The organism is Bacillus sp. FSL K6-0993 (genome assembly GCF_037977205.1).
In the GTDB taxonomy this organism is placed as follows: Bacteria; Bacillota; Bacilli; order Bacillales; family Bacillaceae; genus Bacillus; species Bacillus subtilis.
This window is the reverse complement of the sequence record NZ_CP150275.1, coordinates 447,563-467,284: the sequence shown is the minus strand read 5'-3', so window position 1 is coordinate 467,284 and position 19,722 is coordinate 447,563. Positions and strand designations below refer to the sequence as shown.

Annotated in this window: 21 protein-coding genes; 3 read left to right on the top strand and 18 right to left on the bottom strand. The window is 46.0% G+C overall.

The annotated features are described in order from the left end of the window. Positions 1-49 precede the first annotated feature (49 nt). Entirely contained in the window at positions 50-484 is a 435-nt protein-coding gene (lrpC, locus tag MHH79_RS02400) for a transcriptional regulator LrpC (protein ID WP_003246585.1), read from the bottom strand. 184 nt (positions 485-668) lie between these two features. Here lrpC and MHH79_RS02395 point away from each other — a divergent pair, with 184 nt between their 5' ends. Continuing rightward, positions 669-959: a DUF3817 domain-containing protein gene (locus MHH79_RS02395; RefSeq protein ID WP_015252794.1), complete on the top strand. Its 291-nt coding sequence runs from the start codon at positions 669-671 to the stop codon at positions 957-959. A gap of 44 nt (positions 960-1,003) precedes the next feature. On the opposite strand, the gene amj is transcribed toward MHH79_RS02395, so the two are convergent. The 5 genes from amj to MHH79_RS02370 all read right to left on the bottom strand — a co-directional run bounded on the left by amj (position 1,004) and on the right by MHH79_RS02370 (position 4,837). Next, positions 1,004-1,813 carry a lipid II flippase Amj gene (amj, locus tag MHH79_RS02390; protein WP_003234394.1) on the bottom strand — a complete coding sequence of 270 codons (810 nt, stop codon included), beginning with the start codon at positions 1,811-1,813 and terminating at the stop codon, positions 1,004-1,006. 505 nt (positions 1,814-2,318) lie between these two features. Then, positions 2,319-2,741, bottom strand: a complete 423-nt coding sequence (locus MHH79_RS02385) for a pyridoxamine 5'-phosphate oxidase family protein (protein WP_003234396.1) — start codon at positions 2,739-2,741, stop codon at positions 2,319-2,321. A 77-nt stretch (positions 2,742-2,818) separates the two neighbouring features. Further along, complete coding sequence (locus MHH79_RS02380) at positions 2,819-3,370, bottom strand: GNAT family protein (RefSeq protein WP_047182111.1); 552 nt, start codon at positions 3,368-3,370, stop codon at positions 2,819-2,821. An 88-nt stretch (positions 3,371-3,458) separates the two neighbouring features. Continuing rightward, positions 3,459-3,962 (bottom strand): D-lyxose ketol-isomerase, encoded by a 504-nt coding sequence (gene lyxE / locus MHH79_RS02375; protein ID WP_003234400.1) that lies wholly within the window; start codon positions 3,960-3,962, stop codon positions 3,459-3,461. A 14-nt stretch (positions 3,963-3,976) separates the two neighbouring features. Continuing rightward, a complete protein-coding gene (locus tag MHH79_RS02370; protein ID WP_042977133.1) occupies positions 3,977-4,837 on the bottom strand; it encodes an SDR family oxidoreductase in 861 nt (286 codons plus the stop codon). 155 nt (positions 4,838-4,992) lie between these two features. On the opposite strand from MHH79_RS02370, the gene MHH79_RS02365 reads away from it, so the two are divergent. Beyond that, positions 4,993-5,589, top strand: a complete 597-nt coding sequence (locus tag MHH79_RS02365) for a class I SAM-dependent methyltransferase (RefSeq protein ID WP_340034970.1) — start codon at positions 4,993-4,995, stop codon at positions 5,587-5,589. A gap of 19 nt (positions 5,590-5,608) precedes the next feature. On the opposite strand, the gene MHH79_RS02360 is transcribed toward MHH79_RS02365, so the two are convergent. The 4 genes from MHH79_RS02360 to pbpC form a co-directional block, all read right to left on the bottom strand. Next, a complete protein-coding gene (locus MHH79_RS02360; protein ID WP_340034969.1) occupies positions 5,609-7,120 on the bottom strand; it encodes a class I adenylate-forming enzyme family protein in 1,512 nt (503 codons plus the stop codon). A 211-nt stretch (positions 7,121-7,331) separates the two neighbouring features. Continuing rightward, positions 7,332-9,416, bottom strand: coding sequence for a mannitol operon transcriptional activator MtlR (mtlR, locus tag MHH79_RS02355; RefSeq protein ID WP_063336075.1), 2,085 nt, complete (start codon positions 9,414-9,416; stop codon positions 7,332-7,334). Between the two features lie 185 nt (positions 9,417-9,601). After that, positions 9,602-10,504 carry an aldo/keto reductase family oxidoreductase gene (locus tag MHH79_RS02350; RefSeq protein WP_063336074.1) on the bottom strand — a complete coding sequence of 301 codons (903 nt, stop codon included), beginning with the start codon at positions 10,502-10,504 and terminating at the stop codon, positions 9,602-9,604. A gap of 100 nt (positions 10,505-10,604) precedes the next feature. Continuing rightward, positions 10,605-12,611, bottom strand: a complete 2,007-nt coding sequence (gene pbpC / locus MHH79_RS02345) for a penicillin-binding protein 3 (protein WP_251218005.1) — start codon at positions 12,609-12,611, stop codon at positions 10,605-10,607. A gap of 150 nt (positions 12,612-12,761) precedes the next feature. Here pbpC and MHH79_RS02340 point away from each other — a divergent pair, with 150 nt between their 5' ends. Beyond that, positions 12,762-13,049 carry an antibiotic biosynthesis monooxygenase gene (locus tag MHH79_RS02340; RefSeq protein WP_063336072.1) on the top strand — a complete coding sequence of 96 codons (288 nt, stop codon included), beginning with the start codon at positions 12,762-12,764 and terminating at the stop codon, positions 13,047-13,049. A gap of 5 nt (positions 13,050-13,054) precedes the next feature. On the opposite strand, the gene MHH79_RS02335 is transcribed toward MHH79_RS02340, so the two are convergent. From MHH79_RS02335 to pxpA, 8 genes are all read right to left on the bottom strand, one after another. Beyond that, positions 13,055-13,300: a YczI family protein gene (locus MHH79_RS02335; RefSeq protein WP_003240256.1), complete on the bottom strand. Its 246-nt coding sequence runs from the start codon at positions 13,298-13,300 to the stop codon at positions 13,055-13,057. 184 nt (positions 13,301-13,484) lie between these two features. Next, complete coding sequence (gene lipC, locus MHH79_RS02330) at positions 13,485-14,114, bottom strand: spore germination lipase LipC (RefSeq protein WP_063336071.1); 630 nt, start codon at positions 14,112-14,114, stop codon at positions 13,485-13,487. 63 nt (positions 14,115-14,177) lie between these two features. Continuing rightward, a complete protein-coding gene (locus MHH79_RS02325; RefSeq protein WP_015482811.1) occupies positions 14,178-14,930 on the bottom strand; it encodes an IclR family transcriptional regulator in 753 nt (250 codons plus the stop codon). Between the two features lie 15 nt (positions 14,931-14,945). After that, positions 14,946-15,953 carry a 5-oxoprolinase subunit PxpC gene (gene pxpC / locus MHH79_RS02320; protein WP_340035147.1) on the bottom strand — a complete coding sequence of 336 codons (1,008 nt, stop codon included), beginning with the start codon at positions 15,951-15,953 and terminating at the stop codon, positions 14,946-14,948. A 2-nt stretch (positions 15,954-15,955) separates the two neighbouring features. Then, on the bottom strand, positions 15,956-16,678 hold the full coding sequence (pxpB, locus tag MHH79_RS02315) for a 5-oxoprolinase subunit B (protein WP_029317303.1): 723 nt from the start codon (positions 16,676-16,678) through the stop codon (positions 15,956-15,958). 44 nt (positions 16,679-16,722) lie between these two features. Further along, positions 16,723-17,496, bottom strand: a complete 774-nt coding sequence (locus MHH79_RS02310; protein WP_309530324.1) for a putative hydro-lyase — start codon at positions 17,494-17,496, stop codon at positions 16,723-16,725. A gap of 23 nt (positions 17,497-17,519) precedes the next feature. After that, the gene (locus tag MHH79_RS02305; protein WP_003234422.1) at positions 17,520-18,734 is read right to left on the bottom strand and encodes an NRAMP family divalent metal transporter; all 1,215 of its coding nucleotides are present in this window, start codon (positions 18,732-18,734) and stop codon (positions 17,520-17,522) included. A gap of 14 nt (positions 18,735-18,748) precedes the next feature. After that, complete coding sequence (gene pxpA / locus MHH79_RS02300) at positions 18,749-19,522, bottom strand: 5-oxoprolinase subunit PpxA (protein ID WP_015382789.1); 774 nt, start codon at positions 19,520-19,522, stop codon at positions 18,749-18,751. Positions 19,523-19,722 lie beyond the last annotated feature (200 nt).

The window sequence follows — 19,722 nt, the reverse complement described above, 5'->3', positions numbered from 1 at the left end:
TTTCTTTCACACTCATCCTGTTATTATAACAGACTTCACGCGGCACTCTCTAACCGCGCCCGTTTTTCGTGTCAATTTCTGAGAAAATGACGTGAGTGACGGTTTGCGCGTAGGGCGATGTTTTGTTAATGAAATCTTCTACCGCTTCGAGGCTTTCGGCATTGATTTTCAGCATATAGCAGGCTGCACCCGCAATCCGGTAGCAAAATTCAATATTCGGCAATGTTTGAATATAGCTTTTGAACCGCTCATAATCCGCGTTTTTAACGGTTGCTTCCACAATGCAGGAAACAGGAAGCCCAAGTTTTTTCTGGTCGACCTCCAGCGTGTATTGCTTGATGATGCCAAACGATTCAAGCTGTCTTACCCGTTCTGTTACAGATGGAGGCGACAGTTTAATTTTTCTGCCTAATTCCCTCATCGACAAACGGCTGTCCTTCTTCAGCTCCTCAATGATATTCAGATCAATCTGGTCAAGTTTCATTTCAACATCCTTCTTTTTTGATTTTGTACACATTATCTCGGGTATTTTTGTAAATGACAAGTACAGTTCCCTAGAAAAGGCATGTAAAAATGAATGTTTTCCGAACATTTTTTGAAAGCTGTCATATGCCCCTCCGGATTGTTTATAGTATAAAATGAAAACGTGTCCACAAGGAGGGCGATTTATGCTGCACACGCCGATCGGAAGACTTCGCACGATGGGTTTTATTGAAGGAATGTCACTCTTAATCCTGTTGTTCATCGCTATGCCGCTTAAATATTGGGCAGGCCTTCCGCTTGCGGTGACAATTGTCGGTTCGGTTCATGGCGGGTTGTTCATTTTGTATTTGCTTGTCTTGGCTTATGCAACCTTCTCTGTCAAATGGCCGCTGAAATGGTCAGCTGCCGGCTTCGTCGCCGCTTTCGTCCCATTCGGAAATTTTTTGTACGACCGCGGATTAAGGAAATATAAATAAGGGAACGCAAAAAAGGCTGGATTTTTATGATCCAGCCTTTTTTATTAAAACCACTTTGTCAGCCAAGCGATATAGTAGGCCCCTGGAATAAACATGAGCTGGGCGAGGAGTGTGCCCGCCACCCTTGATGTGACCATTGTGACAGAGGTCCATTTTAAATAGATATAGCTTCGTTTTCCTTTTGCCACATCATCAGCTAGAACGGATACTTTAGGATCAACAAAAATGGCCAGCAGCATCGTCGCAATTCCGTTGATCAAACCCGAAGCCATGACGGCTGTCGTACTGCGCTCCGGCGCCAGAAGGCCTGCGTATAAAGCCGAAAGCACGCCAATTGTATAAATCGATGTAATCAGCATGTTGATGACAAACAAACGCTTCGGAATCAAGCGCATATGAAATCCTTTTACATATGAAATAGACGGCAGACGCAAATAGGAAAGGGCATTTTTGAATCCTTGTTTCGAGAATCCCTTTCGGAAAACTTGAAAAACGGAGCCGCCGCCGCCCGCCAAGTGAATAATCGCCCGTGAAAAAAGAGCGACAAAAGACGGGAGCAGGATAATGCCCAAAATGGTGCCGACTGTCGATCCGAAAATTAAAAAGCGGAACTGCTCCCCTACAATCGCCAGTGCGTTTTTTCCAGCATCATCAATTAAATGCCCGGTAAAGGGCTGCTGCACCATGTTCGACATTCTGGATACGATGACCATGACATTAAACAGAGAAAGCGCGGACGCAATAAATCCAACGCGGGCCCCGGAAAGCCTTGTAGCATAGGCTAAGGTTTCTATCGAGTGAATCAGCAATAAAAAACAAAAAATAAAAAGTACTTGTGTTGTAATGACATGCACGTTATTCTTCCTCCAATTTCATCCTAGAGATAAGACTAGAAAGAAGACAAGGAGGTTTCAGTACGATGTGTTTTTTGCAATAAAAAAACCGTCCGGCGTACGCCGGGCGGTTTGTCTTATTCTTTTCTATACGCAAATAAAGATTATATCATCCGCCAAGTCAGGCGGGTTAGATTCATAAAGCATTGTTCCGAAGAATCATTCTGGAAAGTAAACACCATGGAAATTTCTTGAACACAAGACAACGAAAGCCCTACCTCTCAATCGTCACTGCGGCTCCGAAGCCGCGCCGGTGTGAATTGTAAAACAAAAAAGTCTTTTTTCCATCTCATCGTTAGGGGCGATTTGTTATGAAGGAAAAGAATAAGGGCAGCTGGTTATGCTGCTTGGGAAGCGGTAAGCTTCTCTCTCAAAACAGAAAAAAGAAGTTTACTTTCTTTTTTATTTGCTTATTTTTCTTACTAGCTATTCATAATAACATATTGCCCCTGAAAACACAAATTTTTTATAGTTCGAGTGAGACCGGTGTTTTCTCCCCGGCATTCATTAATCTGATATCCTCCGGTTCAATTTCAAGAATCACCAGATTCGGATCATCCTTGCCGTCAAACCAGCGCTCTAATTTGGAACTCCATATTTTGTCCTTGAGTTCTGCCGAATTGTTGATTTTGGCTTTTCCGGCAACTTCGACATATGCGTCGCCAAAACCTTCACAATCATAGCCTAATAAAATGTGGACATTGGGGTTGTTCTCAATTTCTTCTGCTTTATGAGTTTCCTTGCTTGTCGGTGTGTAAATCGTCAGCCCGTCATGGAAAAAAGTCATGTAGCGGGAATGCGGTTTGCCCTTTTGAACTGTTGCGAGCGAACCTACTTTATGGTGATCTAGAACATCAAGCACTTTTTGTTTAATGTCTTGCTGATTCATCTCGAATCACTCCTTTTTAACGTCTCCGCTGTTACTTTTCCACATCCGGGGAAGATTTAAACAAGAAAGTGTGCTCTTTATTTTTCGCCTTCCCATTCACGCTTTAACAGACTGTAGTAGACGAGGTCGTGATGCCTGCCGTTTACGTATAAGCCATCCCGTGCCCTTCCTTCCTCTAGAAACCCGAGCCGCTCCGGAATCGCTCTGCTTTTTTTGTTTCCGACTGCCGCACAGATTGCCACACGATTCAGCCCAAGCTCTTCAAAAGCATACGTAACGAGTTTTCGGCAGGCAGCTGTAATAATGCCTTGACCTTCAAATTCTTTGGCAATCCAATATCCGATTTCCGCCTTTTGATTCACTTGATCAAGGTTATGCAGCCCGATCATGCCGCATAGGCTGCCGTCATAAAGGAGCCCCGCTTCGATGCCATTCAGGTCGGCATATTGCCGCCGCCAATCTGGAATGAGTGTTTCTCTATACGTTTCAGCGCTGCTTGGATTTTCCGCAAAAAACAGCCACTGGCTGAGCCGCTGCTGATTTTGGATAATGAGTTCGGCAAGCCGCTCCGCATCATTCGGCTCCAATAATCGGATGGTGATGTGCTCATTTACCTTGCAAGTGAACATTGCCTCGCCCTCTTTCCTTTTTTACCCATTATAGCGATGATTCTGTTTTTTTCAATACAAAAAAAGGATGGGCTGTTTAAGCCCATCCTTATATTCTTGGATCGGTAAAGATATCATGTTTATCCGTGCTCGTCGATGACATTTCCGTCACGACAGCACCTTCTTCCCCGGCCTGGAACCAATGCTTTGTGTTTGGTGGAATCGTGTATTGCCCGCCCGGTTCTAGCTCAATTTCGTGCCAGACCGTATAGTGTTCTCTGTCTTCCTGAGGAGGGAGAACTTTTGGAAGCGGCGTTTTTTCTCCTTCTACGTAAAGATACACTTTTCCGTAGCGGCAGCGGAAGGTCTCCTGCTTGCCTTCCTGGCCGTCGACCGGCGGATGTCGGTGTTCCGGGCAAGTCTGTCCCGGAAACAGCACCAATTCCTTTGAGCAATAACGGTCTGTATTGACGTAGACGAAGAGCTGGAGCCCGACTTTTCTTTCTTTTCCTAAGCCGTAATCCATCAGCTGGATTTGGTCTACTTCCTCGTCCGTTAATACAATCCCTGCTTTTTGATAGTAGCTGTTCACTTCTTCTTTCGTGATGCCCATATGTTCACTCCCTCTTATGTCGTCACAAAGTTTCCGCCGTTGACATGCAGGGTCTGTCCTGTCATGTAAGAGGACTCATCTGATGCCAGAAGCACATAACAGCCGACGTGCTCAACAGGCTGTCCAGGACGGCCCATCGGCGTATCTTGCCCAAATTGAGCAACTGTTTCTTCAGGGAACGTAGCTGGGATCAGTGGCGTCCAGATTGGACCCGGCGCGACTGCATTTACACGGATGCCGTCTTTGACAAGCGCCTGCGCCATTGTTCTTGTAAAGGCGTTGATCGCCCCTTTTGTCGCTGTATAATCAATCAGTGTCGGGTTCCCTACGTACGGGTTGATGGATGTCGTATTGATGATGGCGCTGCCTGGTTTCAGGTAATCAATTGCTTTTTTAGTCAAATAAAATTGAGAATAAAAGTTTGTTTTGAATGTGCGGTGAAGCTGTTCGCTCGTAATCTCTTTGATGCTTTCTTTCGGATGCTGTTCACCTGCATTGTTGACAAGGATATCAAGGCCGCCTAGTTCCTTGACTGTTTTTTCAACCGCTTCATTGCAGAATTCCTCTTCACCTACGTCACCAGCAATCAGCAGGCATTTTACGCCCTCTTGTTCAACACGTTTCTTCGTCTCCTCAGCGTCTTCATGCTCATCCTTATACACAATGGCGATGTCTGCGCCTTCCTTTGCGTAAGCGACGGAAACCGCGCGTCCGATCCCGCTGTCGCCGCCTGTAATAAGAGCTACTTTTCCTTTTAATTTGTCTGCCCCTTTATAATCCTCGTACTCATACACCGGACTTGGATTCATTTCGCTTTCAATTCCCGGCTGGCGACTTTGAGTTTGTGCCGGCAGTTCTTTTGGATAATTTGCCATGATGATTCTCCTCCTTTGTTTTCATGTCTATTTGTTGTGTACCTCACACACTCTTTGGATAAACATGGCTTGGCACCTTCGCATTGCTTTATCAGAAAAATGTTTCACATGGAACGCTGGGAGGAAATTAACTCAAAAAGGGGGTTGGTTGCTGAATGATTAACATGCTTTCTAGAAGATTCAGCAGGCCAAAGGGCGTCATCGGCATGATTGCCGGGTACATCATGGCTGCTGAAAATCAAACACTGAATCAGTGGACAATCAATCAGTTGGGTATCACGCGCGGGGACAGCATTTTAGAAGTCGGGTTTGGCCCAGGATACTGCATGCAGCAGATGCTGAAACGCGAGAAGGATATTCATCTTCATGGGATTGATGTGTCAGAGGCCATGTTGAAGCTGGCCGCCCGCAGAGTGAAACCAAAGGGCGTACGCCTGATACAAGGAAGCATCGAGACATTTCCTCTCCCCGCCTCGTTTTATGATAAAGTGATTTCCGTTAACAACTACACCATTTGGAATGACCAAACAAAAGGCATGAAACAGATTTATCGGGCATTAAAGCCAGGCGGCAAAGCAGCCATTACGATGCAGCCGCGGGAAGCGGATGCCAGTCCTGAAAAAACCAAATCATTTGGAAGACAGATGATTGCTGACTTTAAAGCAGCCGGCTTCGAAGACATTGATATACAATTTAAGAACATTAAGCCTGAGCTTTCCGTCTGTGCAAGTGCAAAGAAGCCCGCCACATAAAGTGGACGGGCTTCTTCTTTTATGAATGTACAGCCTGATTGCGCAGGACGTCTTTTTTCACCTTGCCAAGGTTGTTTTTCGGCAGTTCGTTAACAAATTCAACTTCAGGTATTTTGTAAGCGGACAGGCGTTCTTTACAAAATGCGATGACATCCTCTTCCGTGATGCGCTGGCCGCCATTTTTCACGATAAAAGCTTTCGGTTTTTCACCGTAAAGCGGGTCTGGAATACCGACCACAGACGTTTCAAGGATTCCCGGGATCTGCTGGATAACTTCTTCAACCTGATCAGGATAGACGTTATCGCCTCCGTAAATAATGACATCCTTGTAGCGTCCCGTGATGAAAATAAAGCCATCTTCATCTACATATCCTGAATCTCCGGTTCTAAACCATCCGTTTTGCAGCACTTTCGCTGTTGCTTCAGGGTTGTCTTCATAGCCTTTAAATAAGAATGGCGTATGAACAACGATTTCGCCGATTTCTCCTTGAGGAAGCTCTTCTCCAGTTACAGGATCTTCCACTTTAACTTTAACGCCTTCCACAGGTTTCCCCGCAGATGCCGCTTTATCCATTCCCATCTCAGGCAGCCATGTGCTGATTCCCCAAGCCTCAGTGCTTCCATAGCCGTGCGCGAGCGGAATGCCGATATCAAGATAGCGGCGGATCAGGCTGCTCGGCACTTTTGTTCCGCCTGTCATTAAAATCACAAGCGAAGATAAGTCGGTTTGATGCGTTTCCCACGCTTCAAGCAAATACGTGTAAAACACAGGAAGAGCCATCACCGTTTGAATTTTTTCTTCTTCAATGACCTTCAGCATGTGAACAGGATCTTGATCCTTTGTAAACACAAAGGTTGTTTCTGCAAACGTTCCAAGCATGATGCAAATGAGCGCACTCGTATGATAAATCGGATGGCACGCGAGAAAACGAAGGCCCTTCATGCGTGCTATTGAGCTGTTGGATTTTTTAACGTATCTGTATATACCGCCATGTGTAATCATGCATCTTTTCGGGTTTCCCGTTGTTCCAGATGTAAACATCAGAAGTGCTGTATCATCAGGGGAAACCATTTCCGTCTCTGGCAAATGATCAGGACCTGCAAACAGCGCTTCAAATTCAGCAGATGTTTCGTAAGCTGTTCCTGTTTCCATTGTTACACACAGTGAGGACAATTCAGGAAGAACTTCATCCAGTGTCTCTTTAAACTCCGCTCCGTAAAACATCGCTTTCGGTTCACTTGCTTTTAAAATGCCTGTCATTTCATATGGTTTCAACTGCCAGCTGACAGGTACGACAACAGCACCTATTTCAAGTGCGGCGAACATAACAGTTGATGCGGGATGGCCGTTTTTGCAAAGCAATGCAACACGGTCGCCCTTTTGAATTCCTTTTTGAAGCATGGCATTCGCCAGCTGATTAATCCGTTTACGGTAACCTTTATATGTCAGTGTATGGTCTCCGCTTTTTACAGCCTCTATTTCTTCGCTATTCGGCATGTCATGCAGAATCAGATGCTGTAATGTTTCCATATCGTCATCTCCTATATTCTCTTGAATCTTCAATAATTTGTTAGATTTTCTTCCTTACCTCACCCATTTTAACCCAAAAAAGATAACTTGTAAAACTATTTCATTTTGGAATTATTCCAATACTGAATGATAAAATAGTCCCACATTTTCTTATTTTGTTCCCCATCCACAGAAAAACACACGCCAAATTTTTGACGTGTGCCATGCAGGTTTACAGTATGTTTTTTTCTTTCATCCATGTGAAAAATATGCGGTTTAACCGCTGATACAATTCTTGTTCTCCTTCTTCCTGAAACCCCGCCATGCTTTCTCCGCTCTCGATAATTGCCGAGCTGATCGCGCTTAAAATCTCCGAGCCTTCAGCAGATAATGAGCTAGGCGCCATCATGACGAGGATGCGTGTCATCCTGAGGGTATTTCCGTCCATGCCATCCACTTCATAGGAGGTGCTGAGATCAAACATTTTGAAAAAAGGCAGGACGATTTCATCATTTTTGAGATGATAAAGCGCCATGTTTGTTCCGGGGATTCCCAATCCCCCTTGTTTCTCCCGCTCAGCCAGGCAAACCGCGGCTTTTTCCGGATCACGGATCAGGCCATCCTTCTTCAGCTGTTGAAAAAGCTCTAACAGAAGCATGCTATGATCCGGGTTTGTTTTGAGTGGAGCTAGCGTAAAATGGCGCAGAACATCTTGGATAACCTCCATATACCGCCCTATGCTTTCCGCCGCCTCTAGCATGTCAGGTACATCAGCTTGCTGCGCCTCTTCCTTCGGGCTTCTTTTTTTGTTAAGAATAAGGGGAATCTTCCGCTTGATATACTGCTTGACCTGGTTTGTGTCTTCCTCATTTAATAGCGGGCTGACCATGATGTAATCAATGTTTTCATAAGGAATCGGTACAGTGGACACAATCATATCATAGGCTTGAACATCCTTCCCCTTTAGCTCGATCAGGGATGACATATCAAACGATTCAATTTCCGGCAGCTCTTTTTTCAGTCTGGAGGCAAGCATTTTCGAGGAGCCGATCCCGCTTGAGCAGACGACAAGCGCTTTCACTTTTGCTTCTTCTTTTTTGATTTCAAGAGCCGAGCCAAAGTGAAGAACGATAAAAGCGATTTCATCATCAGAAAAGGACATGCCCGGAAAATACTTTTCGACGCCTTCTTCGATCGCCATATAAAGCAGAAAATAATCGCGCTTGATCTGTTCCTTCATCGGATTGTATATCTCAATATTTTCTTTTATGCGGCTGACGGCCGGCTCCAAATGGGCAATCAAGCCTTCATATAAAGAGTAGTTTTTCGTCAGATCCATTCTGATTTTGTCTGAAATAAAAGCAATGAGCCGCTTTGTTTGCAGGGCTGTTTCCAGCTCAATTTCCTGCGCTTTATATTCTGTTTTGTATTTTCGATTGGCGCTTCGAAGGTGGATTGTAATATAGCCGACCTCCGCCTCTGGAATCGTCACGCCGAAGGCACGTTCAAGCTCGCCCGCGATTTCAAGAGCCGAACTGTATTCTTTCGCATTCTTCAGTTCCTCAAGCTCATTTTCCTCCATGGTGATGGTTTCCCCAAGCTTAATTCGTTCGATCGCATACGTCAGATGGACGACAAGCGCTATATAGGAGCTGTCGGACAATGAAAAAGCGATTTTTTCTTTGAGCTGAAATAAGATGCGCTCCATTTTTAGCAGCTCACCTTTGCTGACAACACCGAACATTTTCTCTGAAGAATCGGTTTTTCCTTTGATGTTTAATTCAACCGCTTCCAAAAACATTTGGATGTCGAGACGGTTCACAATCAAGTTGCCGACAATTTTCCGTTTCGCATTCTCCGGTCCTATGAGCTGGATGCCAAAACCTCTTTTGCGGATCAGTGTCAGTCCGAAGGGAGAAATCCACTTCTCGAGCTCATCTAAGTCATAGCTGACCGTGGCATTCGTCACCTGGAGATCATGAGCAAGCGTGTACAGTTTGACGGGCTCCTGAGACTCTAATAACGAACAAAGAATGAGCAGTTTCCGTTCGTCGGCGCTGTATTCATGCTGTTCATATGATAAATCAGTAAGCAGCTTTTGTTTATCCTCGGGACTTCCCACTGCTTTCAACCCTTTACCGGGCTGTTTATCTAATGTAAGCCCCACGGTTTCCATCAGCGGTTTAATTGATTTGAGTTCCCTGTGAATGGTTCTCGTGCTGACTTGCATCAGCTCAGCAAGCTCAGTTACGGTTATATATCTGTTTTGTAATAATAAGTGCTTTAACAGCTTTTGTTCTCTGGCAGTCATATACATAAAAAAGACCTCCTAGACAATCTTGATGTGCGGATGAAGTCGCAAGGAGATGCAGTAGAGGATATAGAGAGGTTTCCTTTTAATATAAAACGCTTTCAAGAAAGAATCAATCACTTATAAATGGTAATTTGGCACTAAGCGGTGTGACAATATTGAAAAAGCATCAGCTGGTAAGCTGATGCTTTTTATGGAATATCGTAACCCTGTACGGCTGTAAAAATGCGGAACCATTGATCCTGGTCAAGCTTGTCTGACAACGCATTTATCGCGGCGGAAATCCGCTCGCGCTTTCCGCTTCCGACAATCGGCATGATGCCGGCCGGATGCGTGAACAGCCATGCGTACATGACCTCGCCCAATGAAGCAGCGCCGATTTCCCCTTGGACAGATTCAAGCGCCGTGCGGACACGCCGGTCTTTATCCGTGTTTCCAGTGAATACTTTGCCGCCTGCCAGAGGCGACCAAGCCATCGGCGGAATCCGTTTTTCCTGGCACAGGTTCAAAGTGCCGTCGAGCATATTTTCTAATTCGTATGCGGAAAGCTCAATCTGGTTGGTCACAAGCTTCTCAGGCAAATACGATTCCAGCATCCGATACTGGTGATCTTTAAAATTTGAAACGCCAAAGTACCTGACCTTGCCAGAGCATTTCAAGGCCTGAAACGCCTCTGCTACCCCCTCCGGATCCATGAGCGGGTCCGGTCTGTGAATCAACAGCACATCAATATAATCCGTCCTTAAGTTCATAAGCGATTGCTCAACGGATGCCAAAATATGCGATTTGCTTGTGTTATAATGATGCGATCTGTGAGCGGGCCGTTCAGGCGATTCAAGAACGATACCGCATTTTGTGACCAGCTCTATGTTTTCTCTTAATCCAGGCGAAAGGGCAAGGGCGTTTCCAAACAGCTTTTCGCACGTATAGCCTCCGTAAATATCCGCATGATCAAAGGTCGTGATGCCGTGATCGATACACCATTCAATGAGGCTAAGCAGTTCAGCATCTGAATAGTTCCATTCATTCAGCCGCCAAAGCCCGTGTATGACTCTTGAAAATTGAAGATCCTCCGCCAATTGAATACGCTGCATGCAAAATCCCTCTTTTCTTTGTATAAACCGGGTTTTGCCCCTTACTAGTTCATTCGGCCTCAGATCCCCTTTTTCCTTTCGCTCCTTTTAAAAAGACATTTTAATTCGATTGAAATTGCTTTTTCGCTTTCTCAACGACATAGTGGCTGCCGCCGCGGTCCTGCACATTTTGGATCATCATGGCGACAAGCAGGTCTTTGTTTTTGTAATCGTAGCCGACAAACCAGCCATTTTCCGTGCCGTCTTTATCATCTTTTGATGTTTTCAGCTCGGCTGTTCCTGTTTTCCCAGCCACTGTGATTCCTTTCACGACAGGCTTATACGCTGATCCGCGCTCATCTTCCACAACGCCTTTCAGACCTTTTGTAATGTCTGCCGCTCCTTCCTTCGTGACCACTTGCTTGTGCCAAACATCAGCTGTTTGTGAATCTTTTTTGATCAGCGTCGGTTTGACAAGATCTCCATTGTCAACAAATGGCGTGTAAGCAGCTGCCAAGTGAAGCGGAGACATTTGCATTTGCCCTTGTCCATAGCCTGTATCCGCAAGCAAAATGTCTGAATCAAGCTTGTCATTTGCAATAGACGATTTCTGGATCGGGAATTCATACGGAACGTCCTCTGAAAAACCGAATGTTTTTAAGCCTTTTGTGAAGGTGTCCGCTCCCATATCAAGCGCATTCTGGGCAAAATAAATATTGTCTGACGTAATAAGGGCGTTTTCCAAATCGACTTGTTGAAGTCTCTCAGACACACGTGTCACTGAATAGCCGCCCCAGCTCGAATCTTTTTGCCACTCCTTGCCTTTAATTGTTTTCTTCTCATCGGCTTTAAGGGTGCCGTTTTTGATTCCAATAGCAGCCGCAATCGGTTTAATGGTAGAACCTGGCGCGTATGTCTTATTGAATTTCGCTGAAAACGGATTGTTTTTATCTTTGTTTAGCTTTTTCCATTCCTTATCGCTCCAGCCGAAAATAAATCCGTTTGGATCGTAGGAAGGCGCACTGACAAGGGCTAGTGTTTCGCCTGTCTTCGGCTGCAGCGCGACTGCCGCCCCGCTGTCATCCTTCAGTTCATCATACAGCTTCGTTTGCGTTTTGATATCAATTGTGAGGTGAAGATCCTCGCCGTCCTTTGCTTTCTTTTCAGCAATGACTTCCCCGGTTTGCGGCACGTAGATTTTCCAGCCAGTTGTGCCTCTTAGCTTGTCTTCATACACATTTTCAAGTCCGGCGATACCGATGTTAGACGTATCGCTGTACGTTCCTTCTTTCTTTTTCTTCAGTTCTTCCGCTGTAATGGCGCGGACATAGCCTGTCAAATGGGCTGTCTTTTCGCCATACGGATAGTAGCGGGAGCTGACATTCGTTCTTGTTACGCCTTGTAATGACGTCGCTTCAGAAACTAATTTCTCCTGGTCAGGCTTGACCTTTTTGAGCGGCACAAACGAATCGTCTTTTACCCAGCCTTGATTCAGCTTTTTCTTGATGTCGTCTTCAGTCAAATCAAGTTTTTTGGCGAGGTCTTTTATAACTTTCTCTTTTTTATCGCCAAGCTCTCCGGGAACAATTCCAATTTCCGGAACATCTGTATTGACAGCTAAACCTTTTCTATTTTTATCGTAAATTTGGCCTCGTTTCGGTTCAATGCTCATAATTTGCACGGTTTTGTCGTCAGCCAGCTGCTTGAAAATAAACGATGGGTCCCAATCTATATTCCATGACTCCTCGTCATCTGTTTTTTCTAATTTCAGCACAGCAGTATTCTTGAAGCTGACTTTGCCGGCATTTGTGTTCATGCTGACTTTATACGGGATATGTTTCATCGTCTTGTTGTCTTGATCGTCCTTATCTACTTCTCCCGCAGTGACTTTCAAATCTTTTACGCCGGCCTGCTCATAGATGGCTTTATACCTGTTGACGAAATCTTTTTTGGAGATTTCTTTTTTGACATCTTTAGTCAGGCTTTGATACATGTCATCGAATTGCTGATCGTTCCACTGTTTCACGAATGCTTCCATGCGATCCTCTGGTGAATCTGTTTTGGAGCATCCGATTAACCCAATCAATCCGACGCATAGAAATACTAGTAGAATACACTTTTTTAACATGACTTTCCCCTGCCTTCCACTTGTTATTTTCTCTTAATTGAATTGGTGCGTGCAAGATTTTTTTGAAAATGAAGGAAAAGTTCACCGATTTTGCAGAAATCTCCTATCGTTTGCTGTAGACTATTTGAAAAGACAGAAAGAAGGGATAGCATGGTCAGAGAGGCAGCAATGCTTCACATTAAAGAAGGCCTTGAACAAGAGTTTGAGGATGCATTCCGGCAAGCGGCGCCGATTATTTCCGGCATGAAGGGCTATATCACTCACTCGTTATCAAAATGCATGGAGGAAACGCATAAATATCTGCTTCTTGTGGAGTGGGAAACACTTGAGGACCATACGGAAGGCTTTCGCGGTTCTTCAGAGTATCAAGAGTGGAAAGCCTTGCTTCATCAGTTCTATACCCCGTTCCCGACGGTCGAGCATTTTCAGGATGTGTAATAGATTTATATAATATGAAGTGTAAAACCGATAAGGGAGACAGACCATACAAAAACGGCGGTATAAATATTAAAAGCGCCTGAGCCGTCATTTTCTTTTTTGCGTTCTTCAAGCCCCTGCATAAACATGACCGCACCAAGAAAGACGAGCATGACCGATTGGATAACAGAGGTGTGTTCCGTATAGTTAAAAGCAATAAGCGCCAGTATAATAATGATAACCGCAAAAGACATTTTAAAAATCCGAAACAAAAGGACCATCCTTCCTTATATACGAAATATTGAACGTTATGGCTATATTTGCCTACGCCCTCCATTATTCTAGCGCACTTTGTTTGTCTGTAGAACAGAAGACAGTGAATTTTAAGTTTCTTTTAATATTTCGATCACACATAAAAAACGCGCCTGTCATGAGGCGCGTTTTCTATGAAACTGATCATTCTTTATAGCCTAACTTGTGAACGGCTTCAGCCATCGCTTGATAGCCTTTGCAGTTCGGATGGACACCGTCAAAGGACAGATATTCCCGCTCCTTGCCTTTGAAGATGCTATAGGCATCCGCGATTTTGACATGGGGTGCTGTTGCAAGTGTTTCTAAATGTGAATTAAAGGATGTGATCCATTTGCCGGCGATTTCAATGCCGGGAAATGGATTGTATAAGTTGAACACTCGGATGGCGTACGGGGAAGGATTTTCTCCTTTAATCTCGGCGATTTTGGCAATCATCTTTTCAAAATTCTCATGGCAATGGGCGGATACACGGCTGAAAATCGTTTCATCCTTAGAGGTTTGGTAGGCTAAGACCGAATCAATGAGATCGTTTCCGCACCCTGTGATCGTTATCATATCAGCATCTCGAATGCATTTTTGCACATAGGGATATGACAGGAGTCCCAAAATCTCTTCTGTATTCAGGCCTGATCTGGCAAATATGTTTATTGCCGTTCTTGTTTTCAAGTCAGCTTCCATCATGTCCCCAAAACGCTGGACGAAGCCGGGTGAAAACAGCCCGGAGCCTCTCCCTGTCGTTAAGGAATCGCCCAGAGCTGTATATTGAAGCACCATGTTCTTTCCTCCACTCTTGAACGTCGATACGTTAATGTACGCAGCAGAGAAAAGATTGGCTACTTATGTATATCCTATTTTTCTTGAAATCTGTAAAGCGGCGTCCTTCACCTTTTCTGTTAAATAGGGCAGCCTGTCTTCTGTAAATCTCGCTTCAAAGCCTGCAATGCTAATGCCGGCTGCCACCTGATGCTTATGGTTAAAGATCGGGGCGCCGATCGCCGCCGTATAGTTTTCGAGCTCTGAATAGCTGACAGTATAGCCATTTTGCACAGAGGCATCAATCTCCTGAAGCAGTTTCTCGGGATCGGTAATCGTTCCGGAGCCAATCGAAATGAGCTCGGTTTGTTTGATGTATGCTTCGATTTCTTCACGGGGAAGAAAGGACAGAATGCTTCTGGCGCACGCTCCCGCGTATAGGGGGGAACGCCTGCCGATCGCCGTATACAGCCGCACAGTCTGTGTCCCTTCTATTTTCTCAACGTATATCGCTTCATTGCCGTCCCTCATGATCAACTGCACGGCTTCATCCACTTCCCGGCACAGCTCTTCCATCACCGGTTTCGCTATTTTTCTGATATCCAGCCTGTCAGCGACAAGCTGTCCGAATTCCAAAAACACCAATCCCAGCGAATAAGCGCCGGACACATCCCGACTGAGGAACCCCATTTCCTCCAAAGAGCTGACCATCCGGTGAACAGAGGTCTTCGGCATTCCTGTCAGCGACACCAGTTCACTTAAGGTTAGGCTTGGTTTATGCAAAAACAAATTAAGCAGCGCCATAGATTTAACTACGGTTTTATTTTTATTCTGCATCATTCATCCCCTTTGCTATGTCAGCCATTCCATCTTCATTCTCGTTTTCAGTTCTTTTATATGCTGTTCCCGTTCTACCGCAAGCGCTTCTGCCTCCTGAAGGGACACAGGCTCAAACTGGACGTGCTCGCCCGGCATGATTTGGGAAACAATCGGAAGATCAGCGGATATGATGTGCGCGATCCTCGGATAGCCGCCAGTCGTCTGCCGGTCTGCAAGCAGGATAATCGGGTTGCCGTCAGGCGGCACCTGAACTGTTCCGAATGAAACCGCTTCCGACACCATCTCAAGCGGTGCTTTCAGTTCGAGCGGTTCTCCTTTGAGCCTGTAGCCCATACGGTCAGACTGCGGCGTGACACGAAATGCTTCTTCATAAAAACGCGTTTTTGATTCTTCTGTGAAAAAGGCAAATTGCTTTCCTTCCAGCACCCGAATGACGGGATTCTTCTTCAATGGCAGAAATCTGCCGCGGCTGACTGACCACTTCGGTGCTGCAAATCCCTGTTTTCCAAGCTGCAAACTTAAGCGGGAAAGGATGGTTTGTGAAAGAGCTGACATCTCTCCAATGTTCAGTTCATCTTCTTTTTGAAGCGCTCTGCCATGAAGTCCGCCGATGCTTCCTCTGACGTATGTGCTTTTACTTTCCATGACGGCAGGCACCTCGATGCCGCCGGCTGCCGCCAAATAAGCACGGCTGCCGAGTTTGCAGGGGCCGAAGCTGACCGTGCTGTTTTCCTTGATGAGCACAGGCTTCCATAAAGGCGCTTCCTCGTCATTAATACGCAGCGTGAAGTCCGCCCCTGTCACAGCAATCAGTGTCTGTTTTGAAAAATGAAACGACGGACCGGGCCCCATCATCGTTATTTCGAGACCTGCTTCATTTTCGCCGTTTCCTATCAACAGATTGGCAATGCGCAGTGAAACCGTGTCCATAGCGCCGCTGGCCAGAACGCCGTATTTTTGGTAACCCGTTCTGCCTATATCCTGAACCGTTGTGAGCAGTCCGGGCTTTAATACTTTCATGCTCAATTGGACTCCTCCTTATAGGCGTGATAGTCTTTTTCTGAGATGCGAACGAATTTCACAGTATCTCCCGCCCGCAGCAATGTCGGCGGATTTTCCTGCGGCCGGAAAAGAGCCAGCGGCGTTTTGCCGATCAGCTGCCAGCCGCCCGGCGTTGAAATCGGATAAACGCCTGTCTGCAATCCCGCAATACCGACCGAACCTGCGGGAATCGACGGTCTTGGCGATGATTTTCTCGGAGCAGCAATGCGTTTTGACATCCCGCCTAGAAAAGGAAAACCGGGCGCGAAGCCAAGCATATACACCACATATTCACCGTTTGTATGAATGTCGATTACTTCCTCCGGTGACAGCTGATTGATCTTCGCCACCTCTTCTAAATCCGGACCGAATTCACCGCCATAGCAGACAGGAATTTCTACAATGCGGCGGTTGACCTCATAGTCTTCGGCTATTTCTACCAGCCGCTCTTCGACATCGCGCTTGACCTTCTCAAAAGGTGAGCTTATGCCTTGAGGCAAATGCTTGTACACTTCATACATATCATAAAATACGGTTAGACTTGTAAAAGCCGGGATACATTCAATGAATCCCGGAAATGGCTGTTCTTCTATATAAGCGGCCGCGGCATGGACAATGCCGTTGACCTGTTCATTGATTTCTTCTCCGAATCGGATCATCATTGCAGAATCACCGAGCTGTTCGATTTGATATCGTACAGTCATCTTTCTCACCTCTTTTATTTCTCGTTCATCAGGATGACGAGAGGTTACAGCACCGCAAGCGACTCGTCTCGAATATCTGTGATGAGCATATGCCCCGGCGCATGTGTGATGACCATTTCAGGCTTTACATTCATAGCCACGGCTTGCGGGGTCACCCCGCATGCCCAAAAAACAGGAACCTCGCCGTCACGAATGGAAACGGCATCTCCGAAATCCGGTTTCCCGAGATCGCGAATCCCGATTGCTCCCGGATTGCCGATATGGATCGGCCCTCCGTGCACAGCCGGAAAACGCGAGGTCACTTGTGCGGCACGTACAGCCAGCCGTTCAGGAACCGGCCTCATGCTGACAACCATCTGTCCATGAAACGCCCCCGCCGGAACACAATCGATATTCGTTTTATACATTGAGACGTTTGTCCCCTCATCAATATGCCGGACAGCTATCCCATTATTGATCAGTGCCTGTTCAAAGGAGAAACTGCATCCGATCAGAAAGCCGACAAAATCGTCCTCCCAGTATGGCGTAATATCAGATACTTCTTCCGTTAAGATACCGTGCCTGTAAATACGGTATTTCGGAAAGTCCGTTCTGATATCAGCATCAGGCACAGCCAGAGACGGCACGGGCGAACCTGCTTCAGTCACATCCAGCACGGGGCAGGGCTTTTGATTTCGCTGGCAAAACAGCAGAAAGTCAAACGCAAGGTCCTTTTTCAAAACCACAAGATTCGCTTGGGCGTAGCCGCCGGACATGCCAGCGGTCGGCCCGTTTATTTTCCCCTCTCGTATCAGGGCGCGTACATCCTTTGGCGCCATTTTGTTTAATTGCTCCACTTATATCAGCTCCACAATTGAGGAAGTTGTGTACATAACGTGTAGATTCCCATAACTGCCATTACAATCACTACAAGCGCGCCTGTGCTTGTCAGCCAAAGCGGATGCTTATAATCACCGACAATGTTTTTCTTGTAGGCGGCAACAAGCAGCGTTCCGAGCGCAATCGGCAGAATTAAGCCGTTCAGTGAACCGACAAGGACGAGGATCTTCGCAGGCTGGCCGATTGTGACAAAAGCTAACGTAGAAACCACAATAAATCCGATAATAATACCGCGTGAATTCTTTTCAATTTTTGGAGAAAAGGTTTTAAAAAATGAAACAGATGTATAGGCTGCTCCAATAACAGACGTAATCGCCGCAGACCACATGATCAATCCGAAAATTTTATAACCGACATTTCCAGCAGCCAGCTTGAAGACAGAAGCCGCCGGGTTGCTTTCATCGATGTGCAGGCCTTTCGATACAACGCCTAGAACCGCAAGAAAAAGAGCGATACGCATGACAGATGTAATTAAAATGCCGACAACCGAGCTTTTTGTCACCTGCGGAATGGATTCCTTCCCTTTAATTCCGGCATCAAGCAAACGGTGTCCCCCGGCAAATGTGATATAACCGCCGACGGTTCCGCCCACTAGGGTGACAATGGCAAATATGCTGATGTGTTCCGGGACGAATGTATTTGCGACTGCCTGTCCGACCGGAGGAGCTGTCGTCGCCGCAACGTAGACCGTTAAAATAATCATCACGAATCCCGCGATTTGCGTAAAACGGTCCATCGCTTTTCCTGCTTCCTTGATGACAAAAATCAAAATGGCGATAACGGCACTGATTAAAGCGCCTGTTTCAGGTGTAATGCCGAACAGCACCTGAAGCCCCAGCCCGGCCCCTCCGATATTCCCAATATTAAAAGCTAGTCCGCCAAGCACGACGAGAATGGCGATGAAATACCCCAATCCGGGAAGCACCATATTCGCAATTTCCTGACCTCGTTTTCCAGAAACTGCGATGATGCGCCACACATTGGTTTGGGCGAAAATATCTAAAATAATAGAGATTAAGATGACAAAACCGAAGCTTGCTGCGAGTGTGTTTGTGAATGTTGCGGTTTGGGTGAGGAAACCCGGTCCGATTGCTGATGTCGCCATTAAAAAGGCGGCGCCCATCAGCAATGACCAGCTGCCCGCTTTTTTTCCTGCTGTCTTTTTCTGCTGCTCCATCTATTGTTCCTCCTTTATGTTGACTTCTGTTCTGAAATAGCTGTCACTTCAATTCCAGCCGCTTTGAGCTGTTTTCTGATTTTTTGCGCAAATGTCAGCGCATGGGCTCCATCTCCATGAATGCAGACTGTATCTGCTTTTAATGGCACATCATGTCCTTGCTGAGATTTGACCGCCCCTTCTTTCACCATTTCGATGACCTGGGTGACGGCGGCATCATCACTTTCAATGAGTGCGTCCGGCTGGGAGCGCGGTGTCAGCGTGCCGTCCGATTGGTATGTTCTGTCGGCGAACACTTCATTTGCGGTCTGAAGTCCGATCCGTTCTCCCGCTTTTACAAGCTCGCTCTCAGCAAGACCGAAAAGAATCAGGCCTGGATCAATCTTATAGACAGCTTTCGCGATAGCATCCGACAGTTTTTGATCGACTGCCGCCATATTGTATAAAGCGCCATGCGGCTTGACGTGCTGCATGTGAAGTCCCTCTGCTTTTAGAAAGCCAGAGAGCGCGCCAATTTGATAAACGACAAGATCATACGCTTCCTCAGGAGAAATCGCCATATTGCGGCGCCCAAAACCGAGTAAATCCGGCAAGCCCGGGTGCGCGCCGATTTTTACGCCTTTTTCCGCTGCAAGCGCGACGGTTTTTCGCATAACACTAGGATCTCCTGCATGAAATCCGCATGCGATATTCGCTGATGTCACATACTCTAAAATATCTTGGTCAAGGCCTATCTTGTAGGCTCCGAAGCTTTCTCCTAAATCACAGTTTAAATCAATCTGAAACACAGAATCCCTCCTGCCAAAGCAAACGATATGCTTTATGTCATTTATTGTCCCGAAATTCGGAACGACTATTCCGAATTTTTGAACTTTATTTCATTATAAGTGAATCATATCAGTTTGTGAAATACTTTTGTCAGAAAACCTACCATGGTCCCAGAAGAAAACCTGCCAAACTAAAAAAGAGAGTCCATCTTAGGACTCTC